Source organism: Pedobacter foliorum (assembly GCF_013266735.1).
Taxonomy (GTDB): Bacteria; Bacteroidota; Bacteroidia; order Sphingobacteriales; family Sphingobacteriaceae; genus Pedobacter; species Pedobacter foliorum.
On record NZ_JABSNU010000019.1, the window covers coordinates 38227 to 56966 of the forward strand.

General features: G+C 36.8%; 20 protein-coding genes. 14 read left to right on the forward strand and 6 right to left on the reverse strand.

Annotation, left to right across the window (positions count from 1 at the left end):
• Positions 1 to 2 precede the first annotated feature (2 nt).
• The gene (locus HQN83_RS23255) at positions 3 to 653 is read left to right on the forward strand and encodes a TonB family protein (protein ID WP_173093843.1); all 651 of its coding nucleotides are present in this window, start codon (positions 3 to 5) and stop codon (positions 651 to 653) included.
• Here HQN83_RS23255 and HQN83_RS23260 read toward each other — a convergent pair.
• Positions 650 to 1525: a diacylglycerol/lipid kinase family protein gene (locus tag HQN83_RS23260; protein ID WP_173093845.1), complete on the reverse strand. Its 876-nt coding sequence runs from the start codon at positions 1523 to 1525 to the stop codon at positions 650 to 652. The genes HQN83_RS23255 and HQN83_RS23260 overlap by 4 nt on opposite strands.
• Before the next feature lie 54 nt (positions 1526 to 1579).
• Here HQN83_RS23260 and HQN83_RS23265 point away from each other — a divergent pair, with 54 nt between their 5' ends.
• A complete protein-coding gene (locus tag HQN83_RS23265) occupies positions 1580 to 2557 on the forward strand; it encodes an App1 family protein (protein ID WP_173093847.1) in 978 nt (325 codons plus the stop codon).
• On the opposite strand, the gene HQN83_RS23270 is transcribed toward HQN83_RS23265, so the two are convergent.
• A complete protein-coding gene (locus HQN83_RS23270) occupies positions 2554 to 2922 on the reverse strand; it encodes a YccF domain-containing protein (RefSeq protein ID WP_173093849.1) in 369 nt (122 codons plus the stop codon). The genes HQN83_RS23265 and HQN83_RS23270 overlap by 4 nt on opposite strands.
• Positions 2923 to 2992: 70 nt before the next feature.
• Between HQN83_RS23270 and aat the strand changes: the two genes are divergently transcribed.
• Positions 2993 to 3625, forward strand: coding sequence for a leucyl/phenylalanyl-tRNA--protein transferase (gene aat / locus HQN83_RS23275; RefSeq protein WP_173093851.1), 633 nt, complete (start codon positions 2993 to 2995; stop codon positions 3623 to 3625).
• On the opposite strand, the gene HQN83_RS23280 is transcribed toward aat, so the two are convergent.
• Positions 3622 to 6516 (reverse strand): DEAD/DEAH box helicase, encoded by a 2895-nt coding sequence (locus HQN83_RS23280; RefSeq protein ID WP_173093853.1) that lies wholly within the window; start codon positions 6514 to 6516, stop codon positions 3622 to 3624. The genes aat and HQN83_RS23280 overlap by 4 nt on opposite strands.
• A gap of 247 nt (positions 6517 to 6763) precedes the next feature.
• Here HQN83_RS23280 and HQN83_RS23285 point away from each other — a divergent pair, with 247 nt between their 5' ends.
• Positions 6764 to 7369, forward strand: coding sequence for a GIN domain-containing protein (locus tag HQN83_RS23285; RefSeq protein WP_173093855.1), 606 nt, complete (start codon positions 6764 to 6766; stop codon positions 7367 to 7369).
• Between the two features lie 65 nt (positions 7370 to 7434).
• Here the strand turns inward: HQN83_RS23285 and amaB are convergent, their stop codons facing one another.
• On the reverse strand, positions 7435 to 8976 hold the full coding sequence (amaB, locus tag HQN83_RS23290; RefSeq protein WP_173093857.1) for an L-piperidine-6-carboxylate dehydrogenase: 1542 nt from the start codon (positions 8974 to 8976) through the stop codon (positions 7435 to 7437).
• A 300-nt stretch (positions 8977 to 9276) separates the two neighbouring features.
• On the opposite strand from amaB, the gene HQN83_RS23295 reads away from it, so the two are divergent.
• From HQN83_RS23295 to HQN83_RS23325, 7 genes are all read left to right on the forward strand, one after another.
• A complete protein-coding gene (locus HQN83_RS23295) occupies positions 9277 to 10680 on the forward strand; it encodes a tetratricopeptide repeat protein (RefSeq protein WP_173093859.1) in 1404 nt (467 codons plus the stop codon).
• Positions 10681 to 10748: 68 nt separating this feature from the next.
• Positions 10749 to 11519 carry a phosphosulfolactate synthase gene (locus tag HQN83_RS23300; protein WP_173093861.1) on the forward strand — a complete coding sequence of 257 codons (771 nt, stop codon included), beginning with the start codon at positions 10749 to 10751 and terminating at the stop codon, positions 11517 to 11519.
• Between the two features lie 37 nt (positions 11520 to 11556).
• On the forward strand, positions 11557 to 12300 hold the full coding sequence (locus tag HQN83_RS23305) for a shikimate dehydrogenase family protein (RefSeq protein WP_173093863.1): 744 nt from the start codon (positions 11557 to 11559) through the stop codon (positions 12298 to 12300).
• A complete protein-coding gene (gene gldD / locus HQN83_RS23310) occupies positions 12301 to 12885 on the forward strand; it encodes a gliding motility lipoprotein GldD (protein WP_173093865.1) in 585 nt (194 codons plus the stop codon). It abuts the gene before it with no gap.
• Between the two features lie 21 nt (positions 12886 to 12906).
• A complete protein-coding gene (locus tag HQN83_RS23315) occupies positions 12907 to 13545 on the forward strand; it encodes an MBL fold metallo-hydrolase (RefSeq protein ID WP_173093867.1) in 639 nt (212 codons plus the stop codon).
• 17 nt (positions 13546 to 13562) lie between these two features.
• A complete protein-coding gene (locus HQN83_RS23320) occupies positions 13563 to 14795 on the forward strand; it encodes an ABC transporter permease (protein WP_173093869.1) in 1233 nt (410 codons plus the stop codon).
• A gap of 4 nt (positions 14796 to 14799) precedes the next feature.
• Positions 14800 to 15177: a hypothetical protein gene (locus tag HQN83_RS23325; protein ID WP_173093871.1), complete on the forward strand. Its 378-nt coding sequence runs from the start codon at positions 14800 to 14802 to the stop codon at positions 15175 to 15177.
• Here HQN83_RS23325 and HQN83_RS23330 read toward each other — a convergent pair.
• Both HQN83_RS23330 and mqnB read right to left on the reverse strand, forming a co-directional pair.
• Positions 15174 to 16031 carry a menaquinone biosynthesis family protein gene (locus tag HQN83_RS23330; RefSeq protein WP_173093873.1) on the reverse strand — a complete coding sequence of 286 codons (858 nt, stop codon included), beginning with the start codon at positions 16029 to 16031 and terminating at the stop codon, positions 15174 to 15176. The genes HQN83_RS23325 and HQN83_RS23330 overlap by 4 nt on opposite strands.
• A 34-nt stretch (positions 16032 to 16065) precedes the next feature.
• Positions 16066 to 16698, reverse strand: coding sequence for a futalosine hydrolase (mqnB, locus tag HQN83_RS23335; RefSeq protein ID WP_173093875.1), 633 nt, complete (start codon positions 16696 to 16698; stop codon positions 16066 to 16068).
• 84 nt (positions 16699 to 16782) lie between these two features.
• Between mqnB and HQN83_RS23340 the strand changes: the two genes are divergently transcribed.
• From HQN83_RS23340 to fabD, 3 genes are read left to right on the forward strand one after another with little or no spacing between them, the layout of a single operon-like run.
• Positions 16783 to 17193, forward strand: a complete 411-nt coding sequence (locus tag HQN83_RS23340) for a 6-pyruvoyl trahydropterin synthase family protein (protein ID WP_173093877.1) — start codon at positions 16783 to 16785, stop codon at positions 17191 to 17193.
• A gap of 11 nt (positions 17194 to 17204) precedes the next feature.
• On the forward strand, positions 17205 to 17834 hold the full coding sequence (gene folE / locus HQN83_RS23345) for a GTP cyclohydrolase I FolE (RefSeq protein ID WP_173093879.1): 630 nt from the start codon (positions 17205 to 17207) through the stop codon (positions 17832 to 17834).
• 18 nt (positions 17835 to 17852) lie between these two features.
• Positions 17853 to 18734, forward strand: a complete 882-nt coding sequence (gene fabD / locus HQN83_RS23350; protein ID WP_173093881.1) for an ACP S-malonyltransferase — start codon at positions 17853 to 17855, stop codon at positions 18732 to 18734.
• Positions 18735 to 18740: the final 6 nt, after the last annotated feature.

Consider the following 18740-nt stretch of genomic DNA (forward strand, 5'->3'; position numbering starts at 1 on the left):
ATATGTCAAAGATTCTCTTAGCATTATTTCTGTTATTTGGGTTAGGCGTTAAGGCTCAGCCTACTTTAAAGGGCGGATTGGACTCCTTTGTGGCAAATAATAAAGTTTATCCTCCATATTCTTTACAAAACTGTATTGATGGGACTGTTACTATAAGTTTCAAATTGAATAAAGCTGGTGAGGTTTATTTTTCTAAAGTTCAAAAAGGTATAGGAACAGACCTCGATGATGAGGCTTTACGACTTATCAGGTTGAGCAGTGGGAAATGGATAGTTCCTGCTGATCATGATACCATAGTATCTGTGGTAGTACCGATTAATTTTAAACTTTCAGGGGAGGACTGTGGGAATAAAAGTCAGAAAGAGATAAAGCAGGCTATAGAAATTTATAAAACTAATGTAGGTATGACTGATGCTGTGCTTAATTTTTATAGGCATAAGGCAGCAGGTAAATATACTATTGAGGAGGAACGTAAGATAATAGCTCTTAAAACAAGTCTTGGATATGATGATGAATATATGAAAATGAGAATAGACGATGGGCTAAAGAAGTTGAAACAAAAAGATAAGCAAGGAGCTTGTGAGGATTTTATGTTTGTAAAAAATATGGGGTACGATTTGGCTGATGAACAGATTGCCAAGTACTGCAATTAGACAATAACATTAATAGCCGCCGGAATTATATTGGCTTCAATGCGGTTAACTTTTCCCATATACTCGCCATCAACCTGGAAATGGGCTTTGTGCTTGGTTTGTATATCAAGACTGGTGATTTGAAAAGCTTCAATGTTTTTAGGGTTTAAAGCCATATTAGTAAATCTGAGTTTTAAAATCTCCATCACTGAGTATTCTTTTACAAGAATTACTTCAAAGAAATCATCATCAAGTTTTCCATCCGGATTGATTTTAACTCCTGTGCCATACATGGTGGCATTGGCTATTACCACCATAGCGGCCTCTGAATGAATGATCTTGTCTTTTACTCTAATTAGTACTTCCATCTTGTGATGGCTCCATAGCGCCTTCCATGCGGCCTTTGTATAGCCCCACATACCTCGCTGGGGGAGGTCATTGAATTTTTTAACGATATAGGCGTTAAAGCCGATATCGGCAAGGTGGATGCATAGCTCGTTGTTTACGGTTATGGCATGTATCTTTTTTGGTTGTCCGTTTACTGCAACATCCAGTGATTCTTTAATGGTTGTCGGGATTCCTAATTCTCTCGCCATACCATTTGCAGATCCGGCAGGTATAATGCCCATGGGTGTTTCTGTTTGCAATAAACATTCTGCAACCAACTTAATTGTGCCATCTCCACCTACTGCTATTACGCGGTCTGCATTTGAATTGGTTATTATCACTTTAAGTTTGTCGAATGAGCAGTCTAAAGTCAGCTCATAAATCTCTGCGGTATGCTCTAATGCCTCAAAATAAGCGCTTATTACATCACCGAAATTAATTTCACCATTCCCTGATCCCGGATTAACAATAAACAGTAACTTCAATTGAGAGGACTTGTCTTCCATTATGTTTTCTTTAATATCACAAACAACTTTAACATTGCTCTGTTTTAATTATTAATGAATAAATCTGTAAGTGTTAAAGTATATCATGGATACGGGCATACACATAATCTTGTTGTATATGGTCATGTATTTAAGTTTAAGGCCAAAACAATGCAGGGTTTTAGTAATAATCTATTCGTTAATTTTATTCATTTACTGAAACTGTTTGTGCTGAAGCCATACCCTCATGTACAAGTTCGGTTAACTTTTAACGGACAAGAAGTATATCATAAAACGGAGTATGATGGCTTTTTTAAATTTGAATGGTCGGCAAATAATGATGTTAGCGCAGGTTGGCATGGAGTAAAAATTGAAGCCATAGGTAATGATGGAAAGATAATGGCTATAGGGCTAGGGCAGGTTTTTGTACCACACATTACTCAATTTGCCTTTATTTCTGATATAGATGATACAGTAATGGTATCTCATTCTGCAACTATTAGAAGAAGACTCAGAGAGCTTTTTATTAAAAATCCGAGAACAAGGAAAACCTTTAAGGGAACATATACTCATTATAGTGCATTGGCTCTGTCACATACTACCGCAGATCAGCCTAATCCATTTTTCTATGTGTCTAGCAGTGAGTGGAATTTGTATGATTATTTGTTAGAGATTTTTACGTACAATAGATTGCCTGACGGAGCCTTTTTATTAAATCAGATTAAGCAGTTAAAAGACCTTATTAAGACGGGTAAAACGGGGCATGAGGGAAAGCTCATGAGGGTTATGAGAATTCTGGACGCTTTTCCTAATCAAAGGTTCGTTTTCTTTGGCGACAATACACAGAAGGATCCAGAAATATATACTGCCATTGCTGAGAAATACCCTAAAAATATTGAGGCGGTTTACATCAGGAATATCAGAAAGGAAATGGAAGGGGTCACTAAAGAATTTTTAAAAAGAATAGAAGCACAAAATATCAGGACTTGTTTATTTGAAAACAGCCTAGACGCAATAGAACATTCTAAAAAAATCGGATTAATTACTGATTAACTTATGGATTTTCCAAATGGAGAAAATGCAAGGTTCATTAATTTGAAATGTTGTCTGCCAAATGGAATGCCCACAATTGTAATACATAGTAAGATTCCAAAGAAAAGGTGTGTAAGTGCAATCCAGAAGCCTCCAAATATTAACCAAATGATATTCATTATGGTTGATAGGCAGCCTGTATTGGATGAGGTATCGGTAATTTTAACACCAAAGGGAGCAAGGCCAACAAATGCAAACTTGAAACACTGTAGTCCAAATGGAATACCTACAATAGTAAGGCAAAGGATAAGACCTCCGATTATATATTCGAAAAAAATGAATATTCCACCAAAAATGATCCAGATTATATTGCCTATTAAGTTCATGTTATGCTTTTTTATTATGATGAAATATAGGAAGATTAGTTACATTAAACCTAATGTTTTATTATTGTAAATGGTTTTTAGACTACCGGAAAATGAGATTGTGTTTCCTAATCCTGCTTTGGCTGATCCAGATGGACTGTTAGCTGTAGGGGGGGATTTGAGCATAGAAAGGTTACTTTTGGCCTATCAGAATGGGATTTTTCCATGGTTTAGCGATGATGATCCAATTTGTTGGTATTCGCCACATGAGCGATGCGTAATATATCCTTCCCAAGTGAAGGTTAGTAAAAGCATGGCCAAAATTCTTAAATCAGGGACTTTTGTGATAACTTTTAATAAGGCATTCAGGGAGGTGATTGTTAACTGTGCAAAGGTTGGAAGAAAAGATCAGCCGGGCACCTGGATTACTCAGGAAATGCAGGATGCTTACATTAATTTGCATGAAAAAGGCTATGCGAAAAGTGTAGAAGTTTGGAAAGATGGCGCATTGGTCGGTGGATTATATGGCGTTGAAGTTGATGATGTTTTTTGCGGAGAAAGCATGTTTAGTTTACTGAGTAATGCGTCGAAAACAGCCCTAATATGGCTCTGTCAAACAAATAAATTCAAGCTAATAGATTGCCAACTGCCCAATGATCATCTGATGAGTTTAGGTGCAGAAATGATTTCCCGTGAACAATATGAAGAATTCCTGAAAGATTAATTCAGGATCTCTCTGATATCTTCCTTGCTTAAAGATTTGAAGAAACTTTCTTCTGTTGTAATCAAAGAGCTTGCTAATCGTTTTTTACGATTTTGCAATGCTAGTATCTTTTCCTCTACTGTATCTTTTGCAATGAATTTATAGATGAATACTTTCTTCTCTTGACCTATTCTGTGTGTACGGTCGATTGCCTGCTGCTCTACGGCCGGGTTCCACCATGGATCAAGGATAAACACATAATCTGCCTGCGTTAAGTTTAAACCTACACCACCAGCTTTTATGGAAATCAAGAAGACTTTTAACTCAGTGTTTTTCTGGAATTCAGCAACTATTTCTCCTCGGTTTTTAGTCGATCCGTCAAGGTAAGAAAAGGCTATGTCTTCCTTTTCAAAATAGGATTTGAAGATATTTAAATGCTTCACAAATTGAGAAAAGATAAGCACCTTATGTCCACCCTTAAGTACGTTGTCTAATGTGTGGATTACATTTTCGAATTTTCCTGAATCAGACGTGTAGTCTTCATCTATCATTACTGGATGATTGGCCAGTTGGCGTAATGCAGTTAAACCCTGCAGAAGCTGTACTTGTTTCTTTGCATAAGTCCCATCGTCCATACTGCTTAGTAGGTCATTACGGTAAGCAGATTTTGTTTTTTCATAATAAGCGGCCTGATCTTCACTCATGTCACAATAAAACACCTGCTCTGTTTTTGATGGTAGTTCTGCTGCAACCTGTTCTTTTGTACGGCGTAAAACAAAAGGCTTGATGATAGCCTGTAGCTTTCGTGCCTTTTCCTCATCCTTTCTTTTCTCTATGGCCTGAACGTATTCTTCATTAAAGAATGATTGCGTACCAAGGAGCCCCGGGTTTAAAAAGGTTAGTTGGGTCCAAAGATCACTTACAGAATTCTCTACCGGTGTACCGCTTAGGATTAGTCTGTATTTAGATTTTAGCGCTTTAACAGCCTTAAAAGATTTTGATGAAGGGTTTTTTATGTTCTGACTCTCATCGAGTATAATATAGCTGAAATAGAAGTTTTTAAGGATGTCTATATCAACACGGGTAATTCCATAGGTGGTGATCACGATATCGTACTTAGCAAAGATACTTACGTCTTTATCTCTTGTTGTTCCAGTATGGGCGTGTATTTTAAGTTTAGGAGTGAACTTTTTAGCCTCATTTAGCCAGTTGTAAATCAATGATGTTGGCATAACAATTAATGAAGTGCCATGAGTTGAGTTTTGTTCATTCTCTTCTTTAAGTTTTTGCAACATTGCCAGGGTTTGAATAGTTTTACCTAAACCCATATCATCCGCCAAACATCCACCAAAATTATATTCCCGTAAGAAACTAAACCAATTGTATCCGGCCTTTTGGTAACTGCGTAAATCGCCCTTAAAGTGGACTGGCATTTGGGTATCTGCTATGTTCTCGAAATCGTTTAACCTTTCAAGTTTACGGCTTAGCGTTACATTAGCAATGCTATCCTCTGCCAGCTCATTAATCAGCCCAATGTGATGTTTCTTTAGGTGAAGCGATTTACTTCCCTCAGATAAACTAAAAAGGCTGCCATACTGCGTGAACCATTTTTCAGGGATAATCGCTATTGTGCCGTCAGGGAGTGTAAATTCCCTCTTTTTATGAAGGATATGCTGCTTAAGAGAAAGAAAAGGAACTGGAAATATGCCGAAGTATACTATGGCATTTATATCAAACCAATCGTTATCTTCTTTAATCTCAAAGTCGATTTTGTTTGCTGCAAATAGAAATTTCTTTGCACCGTTATACTGCTCTATTTCAAAACCAGCTTCTTTTAAATTTTCTATATGCTCGTTTACCCAATTGATAATTGCGTAAGACTGGTCTTCATCATGACTATTAGAGACTTCGAGGTTGTAAAAAAGAGCACTTGTTTTTTTTAAACCAAGGTTCAATAAGGTGTCAAACTTTTGTTTCTCGAAACTTGTATCTCTCTTTATACGCGTGAAAATGTAATTGTCCTCTTCTTTGGCGAGTCGAACAGTTACCTTCTTTTCATTGCCCATTGCAAATGCATACTCCCCATATTTAAAATAGAGTTGAAGTTGAGAAACTCCTGATTCAACATAGATGACTTTTAATGTTGGTGTAGGATCATGCTTCTCCGTTTTTATATCAAAACCTTCTGCATAAACATGGTACTTCTCTATAAGAGGACAGACAAATTTTTCGAAATAGGTTTCTTCGGTTGCCTTCGGGATTGTGATGTATCGCTTATTTAAGAATGGAAGAAGTTTTTTTCCTTCTATATCCTGTTCAAAGAAATAGATCATATCATTAAGTAACAGCCATGCCGGCTGATTACTTATGATTTGCGCATCCTTAAACATAAAGTCAATTCTTAAGCCTTGATATTTTATTGTTGGGAAATAGCGGGTCTCAATGTTACTGCGCCTAAAGTGAAACAGTACAGTTGAGGGCTCTGTTGCGATATCTATTTTGCGTTCTGCAGGCCAGCCATCATTGTCCATTAAATATAATGAGCCATCTGCCTTAAGTGCTTCAAGTACCTCAGATAATTTCTTCTCAATTTTTGGGCGTACCGTTTCGTAAAATTTCTCATTAAAAAACTTGCTGAAAAATTCTCCTGGTCTTATCGCTTTCTTGTAATATTTCTTTATTAAGAAATCTTGCTCTGTTTCATCAAGGATTTTGATGAGCTTAAAGTCATTATCTGTTAAATGTTTTGCAAATTCCTTAGCTGTATGAGAGAATAATCTTTGATAAGTAAGTGAAAAATCACCCTGAGGATTTAATTGAACCATATGGGGCTCTATTAAATATCCGAAATACGCGTGTTTACATAATGAATATACAATTTTGCAGGGTTTAGTACTATCTACGCGTAACATTGATTAAAGATTAAAACAATCGGAGGGTAAGCATTTAAAAATCTTTAAACATACATCAAATTGAAGTTCTTTTCAAATGGAATCGCATAATATGTCTAAAATTTTATAATGAGTTCGTCGAGGGAATCATACAGTTGGTCGTGTGTTACCTTACACTGGTATAAAAGAGAGAAATTGGCTGAAACGTTTGCTGGAAATGAGGGTCTTATTTACAAAAAAGCCCTACAGAACCCTAAAACTTAAAAAAATGAAAACTCTAGCAAAAACAATCTTCGCCTCGGCATTAACAGTTATCTTTTTAGCTTCAACAGCTATCACAACGTTTGCCTCTGATATTGATAAAAAAGTAGTTGAATCAGTAGCCCCTATGACTTTTAATAAGGTGAAAGTAAGTGGGAATGTGAAGGTTCTTCTAGTTCAAAGTAAAAGAGAGAACATTGAAGTAATAAACGGTGAATATAATCAGGATAAAACCTCTATTAAGAGACTTGGATATACCTTGGTTATTAATTCTACTGAAGCCAGCCAGATAACAGTTTTGGTTTCGGTAAGTGATTTACAGCGAATAGATGTATCAGGTAGTGCAGTTGTAAAAACTGATAGTAAGTTCAATGTTAAATATCTTCAGGTTTTTTTAAAAGATGATGCAAAAGCCATTGTTAAAGCAAATACTGAAAGCATGTATACTTATATAAAAGATAATGCTGATCTCAAACTGAGTGGAACAACAGCAGATCACACTTTGGTGAAAGATGATATTTCGAAGCTTGATACAGATCAACTTGTAGCTTTGAAAACAACTACAACGCCATTTAATGAAGTAATGGTTGCTGCAAACAAAAAGATTAAATAAGGAATTCTACTTGCCTAAAAAAGCAGCTGATATGGAATCTGCTGCTTTTTTTATGCATATGTAATTTATAAGTCGAACTTGATTCCTTGTGCAAGTGGAAGTGTGTTTGAGTAGTTTATTGTATTTGTTTGTCTACGCATGTAAGCTTTCCAGGCATCAGATCCGCTTTCTCTTCCTCCACCGGTTTCTTTCTCTCCGCCAAAGGCTCCTCCTATTTCAGCACCGGAAGTGCCTATGTTGACATTGGCAATCCCACAATCAGATCCTTGAGCAGATAAGAACTGTTCCGCTTCTCTTAGATTAAGCGTCATTATTGCTGATGATAAGCCTTGAGGGACGCCGTTTTGCAAAGCGATGGCTTCATCTAAAGTTTTATATTTTATTAGGTAAAGTATAGGAGCAAAGGTTTCGTGTTGTACAATTTTGTAATCATTCTTTACTTCGGCAATGCATGGTTTTACATAACATCCGCTGATATAAGCTGGTCCCTCAAGCACACCGCCTTCCACAACAAAGTTTCCTCCCTCAGTTTTACATTTTTCAATAGAGTTAAGGTAGTTGGCAACTGCGTCGGTATCAATTAGCGGGCCTACATGGTTATGCTGATCAAGGGGGTCGCCAATGCGCAATTGGCCATAGGCTTTAACTAATTTTGCTTTAAATGTTTCGTAGACACTTTCATGGATTATTAGCCTGCGGGTTGAGGTACATCGTTGTCCGGCAGTTCCCACAGCCCCAAAAGCAGCCCCAATTAAACTCATATCTAAATCTGCATATTCAGAAATGATAATGGCATTGTTGCCACCTAACTCCAATAGGCTTTTTCCTAATCGTGCACCAACAGCTACAGCAACTGCTTTTCCCATTCGGGTAGAGCCGGTTGCAGATATTAATGGAATGCGATGATCATTTGTCATGAGTTCACCCACTTCCTTATCGCCAATGATTAGGTTGCAAACTCCTTCAGGGATATCATTTGCTTTAAAAACGGCTGCAATAATATGTTGACAGGCAATTGCGGTAATCGGAGTTTTTTCCGAAGGCTTCCAGATGCAAACATTTCCACAAATTAGGGCTAAGGCTGCATTCCAACTCCAAACGGCTACCGGAAAGTTGAATGCGGAGATAATTCCGATGATTCCTAATGGATGCCATTGCTCGTACATGCGATGACTGGGGCGTTCAGAATGCATGGTTAAACCATACAACTGACGAGATAAGCCGACAGCAAAATCACAGATGTCAATCATTTCCTGTACTTCGCCAAACCCTTCCTGAAGGCTTTTCCCCATTTCATAAGAGACCAATGTGCCCAGATCTTCCTTGCTTTTGCGAAGAGCATCGCCAAACTGTCTTATAATTTCTCCGCGCTTTGGAGCGGGTAAGCTACGCCAGAATAAATAAGCTTCTTCGGCTTTTTTTACTACTACTTCATAATTTTCAATTGTAGCAACTTTTACACCTGCTATTTTCTTAGCATCAACAGGAGAATTGCTATCGAGTATCTTTGCATCTGTGGATGCTCCCCATTGATTTCCTGTGCTGTAGGCCGGATTTAAATCCAGAATGTTTAAGTTTTTTAAAACCTGACTGATATTATTCTGCATAACTCTTTTCCATTTTTATGAATTGTTGCATAAAGGGTTGATGTTTTCGTGACGAGAATATTACTCGTCTTAAAATAAAGTTACGTTATTTTGTATTGAATTAGGACCAGAACCCTTGTTTCATTTTCTATCTTGCTAAACATTCTTAGGGCAGGGTGTTTAAGCTAACTATTATTATTTCAGTTGTTTAGAGGCAAGGGTGTGTGTATGTTGAAAATTAATTGGTTAGTACTACTAATAATTGTTGTAAACTTATAATGTATTTTTAACACAGGGATCTGTTCTTTAATTATTTGATACATGGAAGAGGAATTTTATTTTGATTTTAGCGATGATGCGCAACGTTCAGTAGAACGTTACGAAGAGATGATACGTAATCAGGATCAGTACTTTTTTGATGCCCAGGCCTTTGAAAATATTATTGATTACTACATTGAAAAGAACGATCCGGTAAAGGCATTGCAGGTAATAGAATATGCCTTGAACCAGCATCCTTATGCAGCCGTGTTCTTAGTTAAGCAAGCTCAGCTGTTTTTTGTTACTGATCAGACCGAACGTGCATTTTTGGCATTGCAAAAGGCAGAAATGCTTGAAGCATCGGAAGCGGAGATTTATATTCTGAGAGGGAATATCTACAATAGCCTTGAACGCTATTCGGAGGCTCTGGATAATTTTCAGAAGGCACTTGAATTCGCCGAAACTACTGATGAAATCTTATTGCAAATTGCTTACGTATATCAAAACATGCTCGATTACGAGAGTGCTATTGTTTATATTAAGCAAAGTCTGGAACAAAATATGGAAAACAAGGACGGCTTGTATGAACTTGCCTTCTGTTATGATATATTAGACAAGCAGGAAGAAAGCATCCAGTTTTATCAGGAATATATAGATAATGATCCTTATTCATATGCTGCATGGTATAATCTTGCAAACTCTTATCACAAGCTTGATCTTTTTGAAAAAGCGATAGATGCATACGACTATGCTATCCTGATCAAGGACAATTTTGCTTCAGCTTACTATAATAAAGGAAATGCTTTAGTTCAACTTGATCGTTTTGCCGAAGCCATAGAAGTTTATAAGCATACTTTTGAATACGAAAAACCTAATGCCGATACCTATTGTGCAATTGGGGAATGTTATGAGAAATTGGAGCGTATGGATGAAGCTCGTTCTTATTATAAAAAGTCTGTTAAAATGGATCCAAAGATGGCAGATGCCTGGTTTGGGATAGGGGTAACGCTTAATTTTGAAGAGCGTTTCTTTGAGTCACTTCATTTTTACAAAAAGGCAATTGAGCTTGATGATGAAAATCCTGACTTCTGGTTTGCCATGGCTGATGCTTATTACAAGCTAGGTCAGATTGAACAATCTGTTGAGGCTTATTATAAAGTTTTGGAATATAATCCGGTGGATGTTGAAGCCTGGTTAGACTTCTCGACAGTGCTATATGAACAGGGGAAATTGCTTGAAGCATCCGAAACTATCGCTGATGCTATAAAAAACAACCCTGATGCTGCAGAACTCTATTACAGGATGGTAGCGTACTTGTTTGCCCTTGGAGAAAAGAACGATGCATTGTTATATTTAGAAACCGCATTGGCCACAGACCCAGATAAACATTACATTTTATTTGAATATTTACCCCAATTACAGGAGAACGGTTCAATACTTGAAGTGATCAACCGTTATTTAAAATAAAGGTCGGACAGTTTTTATTAGTTATGCTGATGAAAACTGTCCGATTTTTTTTCACCTTTGTGACCAATATGAATTACCCATTGAATAATATACCCGAACGACCTGTAAAACCTAGGAACAAAGGAATTACGATGGTTATGGATAAAGGGCTAAGCTTAAGACAAACAGAAGATTTTATAGACGTTGCCGGAATACATTCTGATATTGTAAAGTTAGGCTGGGCTACATCTTTTGTAACTCCGAATCTGAAAGAGAAATTGGCTATTTATAAATCGGCAGGTATTCCTACCTATTTTGGCGGTACTCTTTTCGAAGCATTCATTATCAGAAATCAGTTCGACGATTACTGTCGTGTCTTGGAAAAGTTCGATATGGAGTATGTAGAAGTTTCTGACGGTTCAATTACTATTGAGCATGATTTAAAATGCGAGTTTATCCAAAAGTTATCTAAGCAGGTTACTGTAATCTCTGAAGTAGGGTCTAAAGATGCGGCCAAAATATTTGCGCCATATAAATGGATCAAACTAATGCAGGCAGAAATCGAGGCTGGATCATGGAAGGTAATAGCTGAAGCCAGAGAGGGTGGTAACGTGGGTATTTACAGAGGGTCAGGAGAAGTTAGAGAGGGATTAGTTGATGAGATCCTTACCCAGATTCCTGAAGAAACTATTATTTGGGAAGCCCCTCAAAAGGAACAACAGGTATGGTTTATTAAACTTCTAGGCTCAAATGTGAATCTTGGTAACATAGCGCCAGCGGAAGTTATACCATTGGAGACTATTCGTTTAGGATTAAGAGGTGATACTTTTGATCACTTTTTGGATTTAGCGAAGTTGTAATTTAATAAGTATCACCCTGTAATTATAACTTGTTAGAATGAGAAAATTTGGGCTAATCGGGTTTCCGTTATCACATTCCTTTTCAAAAAAATTCTTCACAGAGAAATTTTTAAATGAACATATTCCTGATTGCGAATATGATCTTTTTCCAATAGAAAGCATTGATCTTTTGCCAGAGCTTATTTCTCAAAATGTTGGGTTAGAAGGTATAAATGTAACTATACCTTATAAACTGGCTGTACTTCCTTTTTTAAATGAGGTTGATGAAGCAGCAGATCAAATAGGTGCAGTGAATTGTATTTCTATTCAAAATGAAAATGGCAAGAAACTGCTGAAAGGGTACAATACTGATGCTTATGGTTTTGAGGAGTCTTTAAAGCCGATGCTAAATGAACAACACAAAAAGGCCCTCGTTTTTGGAGATGGTGGAGCAGCTAAAGCAGTAAAATATGTTTTAAATAAACTTAATATACCTTTTATTGTAGTTACAAGAACACCAACTTCTAATAGTATTCTTTATGATGCTGTAACTCCTGAACTACTTCAGGAATATACAGTTTTGATCAATACTACACCGTTGGGAATGTCTCCTAATATTGAATCTTGTCCAGATATTCCTTACGAAGTATTGACTGAAGGACATTTAGCTTATGATTTAGTTTACAATCCTGAAGAGACAACATTTCTAGCGAAATCAAAGGCTCATGGAGCGAGTACAAAAAATGGGCTTGAAATGCTTTACCTTCAAGCAGAGCGATCCTGGTATATTTGGAATACATAGATGAAAAAGCACAACTTTTTTTTTCTTTTTATGTTAATAATGTTGCTTTCCGCATGTACAGGGAATAATTATTCTCCTAAGCCGAGAGGGTTCTTTAATATAGAAATGCCGAAAAAAGTGTACAAAACATTTAATAACGGATGTGCCTTTTCATTTGATTATCCGGTTTATGCAGAGATGGTAAAAGACAATAGTAAGGATACAAGACCTTGCTGGTACAATCTTTCTTTCCCTCAGTTTAATGGCAGGTTGCATCTCACCTATTACGATGTATCTTCAAAAAAAGAATATGAGGGTTTGGTTGAGGATGCAAGAACTTTTGCATTTAAGCATACCGTAAAGGCTAACTCAATAGATCAGAAGCTTATTAATTTTCCTGATAAGAAAGTTTATGGTGTCTATTATGCAATAGAGGGGAATACAGCATCTTCCGTTCAGTTCTTCTTAACGGATAGTACTAAGCACTATTTTAGGGGAGCTTTATATTTTAATGAGCGACCGCAGTACGATTCTATACAGCCTGTCGTTTCCTTTATTAAAAAGGATATTGACAGAATGATTAGTACATTTAAGTGGATAAATTAACACCACATAAGGAATTTTAAAATGATCAGTATACAAAGATTTACTTTTAATCCCGTAAGGGAAAACACTTATGTTTTATATGATGAAACAGGTGAATGTGTAATAATAGATCCAGGAATGTATGATGGCGAAGAGCAAAATGTTCTGGCTAAATTCATTAAAGAAGAGAACCTTAAGCCAGTACTCTTATTAAATACGCATTGTCACTATGACCATGTTTTCGGGAATAAGTTTGTTTATGATAACTGGGGGCTAAAACCGCAATTCCATAAGGGAGAATTGTATGTATTGCAGGCGATACCTGGGTATGTACCTCAAATGGGATTACATTATGAACTTTCTCCTGAGCCAGAGGTTTTTTTACCGGAAACAGGTAAGGTTAAGTTTGGTAATAGTGAGCTTGATTTGATTTTTGCTCCAGGACATTCGCCGGCGCATTTATGTTTTTATGCTGCAGCTGATAATTTTCTTATTGGAGGCGACGTATTGTTTTACTCTAGTATAGGTCGTACTGACCTTCCCGGAGGAAATCATATGCAATTGATTAATAGTATCAAAAATAACTTGTTTATATTGCCTGATGATTGTGAAGTTTTTCCTGGGCACGGACAGCCGACAACAATTGGTTTCGAGAAAAAACACAATCCTTTTTTACAATAATTCTGATTAATAAATAATTGAATACACCCTTCTACATAGCTCGCAGGTATCTTTTTGCGAAAAAGTCTACCAATGCTATAAACATCATTTCCACAATTTCAGTGGTTGGTGTTTTTGTAGGGAGTGCGGCATTGATTATCATATTGTCGGTCTTTAATGGCTTTGAGGAAGTCGTGTTGAAAATGTTTAATACAATAACTCCGCAAGTAGTTATTTCGCCTGTTCATGGTAAAACATTTGAGCCAAATACAGCCTATTTCAACCAATTAAAGAAGAATAAGAGCATTTACTCTTACAGTGAGGTGCTTTCTGAAAATGCTTTGCTAAGATATAATGATAAGCAATCTGTAGGTTTAATAAAGGGTGTTAGTGCAGACTACCTGAAAAATAAAAGCTTGGATAGTATTACCATCGAAGGCAAGTTTTTACTTGAAAACAGTAGTGGTAATTATGCTGTAATAGGATCTGCAATTCAAACTTACCTGATGGTGAATACAACAGATCCATTTAATCCACTTCAAATATTCTCCCCCAAAAAAGGGAATAAAACCAGTTCCATTAATCCTGCGGATGATTTTACGGTATTATCAATTCCTGTATCAGGGGTTTTTGAGGTGCAACAGGATTTTGATAATATTGCCATTGTTCCCTTAAAATTTGCAAGAGAGCTATTAGGTGAACCAGAAAAAATCACCTCCATTGAGATAAACTTAAAGCCCGGAATTAACGCAGATGCATTTAAGTCAGATGTAGAAAAAAGTCTTGGAAAAGATTTTGAAGTAAAAGATAGGATACAGCAAAATAAAGTGCTTTATAATATCCTGGGTAGCGAAAAATGGGCCGTTTATATTATTCTTACTTTTATTTTAATTATCGCTATCTTTAATATAATTGGCTCTTTAACCATGTTGGTTATTGATAAGTTAAAAGATATTGCAGTATTGAGCAGCTTAGGTGCGGGTAAGAAATTAATTAAGCGAATATTTCTATTTGAAGGAATGATGATCACCATGACAGGCTGCATTGTTGGTTTGGTTGTCGGATTTCTCTTCTGTTTATTACAACAAAAAGTTGGACTTGTTAAAATGTCACAGGATAATTTGGTGATTACCAATGCATATCCTGTCGCCTTTAAATGGAAAGATTTTGTGTTGGTATTTTTAACTGTAAGTGTGTTTTCTTTTGTGGCATCAGCTTTGTCATCTAACCTAAGTGTTAAGAAGATAAACCATTTAAATCAAGATCTCTAATCATATGAATCTATTCAAGAATTCAGTAGTTTTATTAGTGTTGTTTACAGGGGTAATTTTGGCCTGTAATAGGAAAGATGTAGAAGAGACAGCTGGAACTACAAGAGTAGTAAAGGGATTGTATAGCTATGGGCCAGAAATAAAATCTTTTACCGATTGTGATGAGGGTAGAGAGTATTGGGTTGCAGATAGTGCAAAAACATTGGAGCTTGCTTACAGTAACTTCAATTTTGAAAAGCCTTATGAACCGGTTTATATCGAAGTAGAGTGCCATTTAATTAAATCTGACAGCCTAATTGTCTCTGCAGATTTTGACTCAACTATGGTGGTTACAAAAGTCCTTAAAATAACTAAAGAGATTCCTGACGGGCCTTGTAATTAAGAGACTTTATGTGGGGTTAAATACAAATTATGCTCAATTGTCTCAATTAATCCTCTTTCAACAGCGAGTTTAAATAATACATCTATGGCTTTCCTGCCTTCAGTGCCAAGGTCAATAGAGTATTTATTTACATATAATTCAATGTGTTTGTACATCACTTCCTCACTCATTTCCTGTGCATGTTGTTTAATAAAATCAATACCAGATTTTGGGTTCGCAAATGCAAATTCAACTGATTTTCGAATTAATCTATTTACTTTTTCCTGAACTTCTCTATCAAGATTTCTATTGATTACGATTCCTCCTAAAGGTATGGCACAACCCGTTAGTTGTTCCCAGTAGCTTCCAAGATCAACAATTTTATGGAGTCCTTTTTCTGAATAAGTGAAACGATTCTCATGAATAATGAGGCCGACATCGATTTTGTCATTTAGTAAAGCAGACTCGATTTCAGAGAAAATGATTTCCTGTTTATCTACTAATTGGGGAAAGGCAATACCCAATAGAAAATTTGCTGTAGTGTACTTGCCCGGGATACCAACTTTAAGATCTGGAGTTAATTCCACGGGGTTATGAATGAAACGCTCATTTTTACAGATGAGCAAGGGGCCTACGCCAAAACCCAGGGCGCTTCCTGCATCTAATAATGCATATTGTTTATGCACATGAGCAAAAGCATGAAAACTAAGCTTAGTAATGTCTAATTCTCCTCTCAATGCCTTTTGATTTAACGTTTCAACATCATCAAAAAACACTTCAAAATCTAAACCTTCAGTATCAATTTTATGATGTATAAGCGCGTCAAAGATAAAGGTATCATTTGGACAGGGAGAAAAGCCAAGACTAAGTTTCATGGCATAAAGATAAGTAGTATGAAAAGCTGAATAGTTATGTGTTTGTCAAAAATCCAATTGTCCACTCATTTAGGTTTTTTATGGCGAGACCTATATCCCAGGCAGCTCTATTTCTAGGTTCAACATAATTGGAGATGCTGCGGATTTGCAGACATGGAATACTTGCTTTTTCGCAACTGTATAATACTGCGGCCCCTTCCATGCTCTCAGTAATGGGGTTTAGGCGAGCTGCAATAGCTGAAATACTTGTTTCATTTCCATGTACACAATTAACCGTTATTCCTTTAACCTTTTTTAGTTTTGTTACGGACTCGCTAAGCAGATTATTGTACGCAGTGTAGTTACTTTTACCAAAGCCAAGTTCATCAATAGTGATGAAATCTTCTTTGTTTTCAGCGCCAAGCTCTGCAAATTCATCTTCAGTTATATTTAAAACAGAACCCAAGGGGATTGAACGGTCAAAGCAGCCGGCGATTCCCAGATTTAAAACGAGATTATATTTTGCCGATAGATGTTGACCTAGAGCAAATGCCGTTGCTGTCATACCCACACCCGTAATTAGAATGTCAAATTCAGGAGTTTGCATAAAATCTTTCTCAGGAAGCTTAAAATGCTCGCTTAATAAATTGATTTCAGGCCTTGTAGCGGCCACTAGCAGAATCTTCATAAACATCTAAGTTAGTGTTAAACCTTTCTACTTTAAGCTTTCTGCGTATATTTGTTTGTTAATTACAAACAATAACCTTCTATAATGATATATATCACAAGAAAAGCATCATTTAACGCAGCTCATAAACTTTCAAGGCCAGACTGGACTGAAGATAAAAATACGGAAGTTTATGGAAAATGTGCTAATCCAAACTGGCATGGACATAATTACCAGCTGTATGTAACTGTTAAGGGAGAGATTAATCCTGAAACTGGATTTTTGGTAGACTTAAAATGGTTAAAGGACATTACAAACATCCATGTAGTTGATAAAATTGATCACAGGAACTTGAACCTGGATGTTGATTTCATGAAAGGTAAGCTTGCCTCAACAGAAAATTTGGCGATAGCAATATGGGAAGAACTATATACGCTTATAGCTGAATCGGGAGCGCAACTGCACTGTATAAAAATTTACGAAACCGAGAATAACTTTGTAGAGTATTTCGGCTAATAATCACAGATATGAATCATACAGATCATTTAGATGAGACAGAGGACGGGTACATAAAGATTGACCGTTATAACGAAGCGAAAATTGCCTCTGTAGCTAATCATTATAAAGATATACTAGGGCAGTTAGGAGAGAACCCAGAGCGTGAAGGATTGGTTAAAACTCCTGAGCGTGTGGCTAAAGCTTTACAATATTTAACACATGGCTACGATCTCAATCCTGCAGAGATATTAAAAGGAGCTATGTTTAAAGAAGACTATAGCCAAATGGTTGTGGTTAAAGACATAGAAGTCTTTTCTATGTGCGAGCACCATATGCTTCCGTTTTTTGGGAAAGCACACGTTGCGTACATTCCTAATGGACATATTGTTGGCTTAAGTAAAATACCACGTATTGTTGATGCTTTTGCCAGAAGATTACAGGTTCAGGAGCGTTTAACTAACGAGATCAGAGATTGTATTCAGGAAACCCTTCAGCCGGCAGGTGTTGCTGTTGTTATAGAGTGTAAACATTTATGCATGGCAATGCGAGGGATTCAAAAACAAAACTCAGTTACTACGACATCCGCATTTACAGGAGAATTCGCAAAAGATAAAACAAGGGCCGAATTTTTGAGATTAATAACAGCCAACTTACATTAAAAAAGACTAAAAACATTTATGAAAGCATATGTATTTCCGGGTCAAGGTGCCCAATTTTCGGGTATGGGAAAAGAACTATACGAAAATGAGCAGGCCAAAGCCTTGTTCGAAAGAGCAAACGAAATTATAGGATTCCGTATCAGTGATATCATGTTCTCCGGCACAGATGAAGAACTTAAGGAAACTAAGGTAACGCAACCTGCAATATTTTTGCATTCTGTTATTTTAGCAAAAACCTTGGGAGAAGAATTTAAACCTGAGATGGTTGCAGGACACTCACTGGGAGAGTTTTCAGCACTTGTTGCAGCATCAGCATTGTCTTTTGAGGATGGTTTGAAATTAGTTATTGCCCGTGCAAATGCAATGCAAAAAGCATGTGAGCTTCAACCGTCAACTATGGCTGCAATACTTGGTTTAGCTGATGAAGTAGTTGAAAATATTTGTAATGGTATTGATGAGGTAGTAGTAGCTGCTAACTATAACTGCCCTGGTCAGATTGTTATATCAGGAAGTATAGAAGGAGTTGATATTGCATGCCAGAAACTAACAGAAGCGGGTGCAAAACGCGCATTAAAACTTAATGTAGGTGGTGCATTCCACTCTCCATTAATGGAGCCGGCAAGAATAGAGCTACAGGAAGCTATTGAGAATGTAACCATATTGCCTCCAGTGTGTCCTATTTATCAGAATGTAGATCCTTCTCCAAATACTGATCCTCAAAAAATTAAAACAAATTTAATTACCCAATTAACGGGTGCGGTGAAGTGGACACAGACTATAGAGCGTATGATTGCTGATGGCGCAACTGAATTTGTTGAAGTTGGCCCGGGAAATGTATTACAAGGACTGGTAAAGAAGGTCAACAGAGCAATACCAACAAGTTCAGCAACTACAGTCTAAGCCCGG

Excerpts from the sequence above, each read along its gene's own strand:
- HQN83_RS23340 (WP_173093877.1), top strand. The coding sequence starts at position 16,783 with ATGATATATATCACAAGAAAAGCATCATTTAACGCAGCTCATAAACTT.
- HQN83_RS23330 (WP_173093873.1), bottom strand. The coding sequence starts at position 16,031 with ATGAAACTTAGTCTTGGCTTTTCTCCCTGTCCAAATGATACCTTTATC.
- HQN83_RS23315 (WP_173093867.1), top strand. The coding sequence starts at position 12,907 with ATGATCAGTATACAAAGATTTACTTTTAATCCCGTAAGGGAAAACACT.
- HQN83_RS23265 (WP_173093847.1), top strand. The coding sequence starts at position 1,580 with ATGAATAAATCTGTAAGTGTTAAAGTATATCATGGATACGGGCATACA.
- mqnB (WP_173093875.1), bottom strand. The coding sequence starts at position 16,698 with ATGAAGATTCTGCTAGTGGCCGCTACAAGGCCTGAAATCAATTTATTA.
- HQN83_RS23260 (WP_173093845.1), bottom strand. The coding sequence starts at position 1,525 with ATGGAAGACAAGTCCTCTCAATTGAAGTTACTGTTTATTGTTAATCCG.
- HQN83_RS23280 (WP_173093853.1), bottom strand. The coding sequence starts at position 6,516 with ATGTTACGCGTAGATAGTACTAAACCCTGCAAAATTGTATATTCATTA.
- HQN83_RS23325 (WP_173093871.1), top strand. The coding sequence starts at position 14,800 with ATGAATCTATTCAAGAATTCAGTAGTTTTATTAGTGTTGTTTACAGGG.
- gldD (WP_173093865.1), top strand. The coding sequence starts at position 12,301 with ATGAAAAAGCACAACTTTTTTTTTCTTTTTATGTTAATAATGTTGCTT.
- HQN83_RS23305 (WP_173093863.1), top strand. The coding sequence starts at position 11,557 with ATGAGAAAATTTGGGCTAATCGGGTTTCCGTTATCACATTCCTTTTCA.
- HQN83_RS23295 (WP_173093859.1), top strand. The coding sequence starts at position 9,277 with ATGGAAGAGGAATTTTATTTTGATTTTAGCGATGATGCGCAACGTTCA.
- HQN83_RS23255 (WP_173093843.1), top strand. The coding sequence starts at position 3 with ATGTCAAAGATTCTCTTAGCATTATTTCTGTTATTTGGGTTAGGCGTT.
- folE (WP_173093879.1), top strand. The coding sequence starts at position 17,205 with ATGAATCATACAGATCATTTAGATGAGACAGAGGACGGGTACATAAAG.
- HQN83_RS23300 (WP_173093861.1), top strand. The coding sequence starts at position 10,749 with ATGAATTACCCATTGAATAATATACCCGAACGACCTGTAAAACCTAGG.
- fabD (WP_173093881.1), top strand. The coding sequence starts at position 17,853 with ATGAAAGCATATGTATTTCCGGGTCAAGGTGCCCAATTTTCGGGTATG.
- HQN83_RS23270 (WP_173093849.1), bottom strand. The coding sequence starts at position 2,922 with ATGAACTTAATAGGCAATATAATCTGGATCATTTTTGGTGGAATATTC.
- HQN83_RS23285 (WP_173093855.1), top strand. The coding sequence starts at position 6,764 with ATGAAAACTCTAGCAAAAACAATCTTCGCCTCGGCATTAACAGTTATC.
- aat (WP_173093851.1), top strand. The coding sequence starts at position 2,993 with ATGGTTTTTAGACTACCGGAAAATGAGATTGTGTTTCCTAATCCTGCT.
- amaB (WP_173093857.1), bottom strand. The coding sequence starts at position 8,976 with ATGCAGAATAATATCAGTCAGGTTTTAAAAAACTTAAACATTCTGGAT.